This window comes from Nocardioides ultimimeridianus, from assembly GCF_054777895.1.
This window is the reverse complement of sequence record NZ_BAAHAB010000025.1, coordinates 1-662: the sequence shown is the minus strand read 5'-3', so window position 1 is coordinate 662 and position 662 is coordinate 1. Positions and strand designations below refer to the sequence as shown.

General features: G+C 38.2%; 1 protein-coding gene. It reads right to left on the bottom strand.

Annotated elements, in window-relative coordinates:
- Positions 1-84 precede the first annotated feature (84 nt).
- Positions 85-662, bottom strand: a 578-nt coding sequence (locus ACYU8V_RS21635; RefSeq protein ID WP_460850310.1) for an IS256 family transposase, incomplete at its 5' end; no start/stop codon positions are given.

The window sequence follows — 662 nt, the reverse complement described above, 5'->3', positions numbered from 1 at the left end:
TATATTTATTATTAAATGCTATTGTGAGAATATAGTCAAGTCCATAATCCTGTGTAAAATACTATACAATGTTTTACCGGTCTCTCATTGATCAAACTTAATATATTTTCTTGTAGAACTGAGCCATTCGTCATGAAGGTCCATAAGGACAGCTCCAATTAATCGATTGGCAGACGTTCGGTTGGGAAAAATCCGAATAATCTTTTCTCTTCTGCGGACTTCCTGGTTCAGTCGTTCAAGAAGGTTGGTGCTTTTTAGCCGATTGTGACCATTTCCGATAACCGTGTATTGAAAGGCATCTTCGAAGCCATTATCCAATGTTTCGCAAGCTTTTGTATATTTAGACTGGTCGATATATTCACCGACTAAAGCATTCTTAGCTGTTCGAGCGAGTTCAATATCCGTAAACTTAAAGATCGCTTTTACTGCTTCTCTAAACGGTTTTGAATTCTTTTTTGGAATGGAACTGAAGATGTTTCTTAAAAAATGGACCTGGCATCTCTGCCAACTTGCGTTGGTAAATGACTTACGAATTGCAGACACTAGGCCTTTATGGGCATCAGAAATGATGAGTTCTGTCCCCTGTAGACCGCGTTCTTTTAAGTATTCAAAGAAGATGGACCATGTGTCATCACTTTCTTCATTTTGGATCATGAAGCCAA